This window comes from Cupriavidus sp. SIMBA_020 (genome assembly GCF_046535395.1).
GTDB classification, from domain to species: domain Bacteria; phylum Pseudomonadota; class Gammaproteobacteria; order Burkholderiales; family Burkholderiaceae; genus Cupriavidus; species Cupriavidus campinensis.
Genome location: NZ_JAWRWU010001241.1, coordinates 1 through 250, shown reverse-complemented (window position 1 = coordinate 250; position 250 = coordinate 1). Strand labels below are relative to the sequence as shown.

Here is a 250-nt window from a genome sequence, read left to right as displayed (position 1 = left end):
CTCGGCCTGAAGGTCAATGTGTTCATCCAGATCTCGCTGGACAAGCAGCGCAAGGCGGCGCTCGATGTGTTCGAACGCGAGATCGCCGTGCTGCCGGAAATCATGGAGTGTTACCTGATGTCCGGCGACGCCGACTACCTGATCCGCGCCCTGGTGCCCGACGTCGACGCGCTCGAGCGCCTGATCGTCGAACACATCACGCGCATTCCCGGCGTGGCCAGCATCCGTTCCAGCTTCGCGCTCAAGCAGG

At 63.2% G+C, this 250-nt stretch carries 1 protein-coding gene; it reads left to right on the top strand.

Going from position 1 to position 250, the window contains the following annotated elements:
* Nucleotides 1–250, top strand: a 250-nt coding sequence (locus tag SB751_RS33490) for an Lrp/AsnC family transcriptional regulator (RefSeq protein ID WP_410749431.1), incomplete at both ends; no start/stop codon positions are given.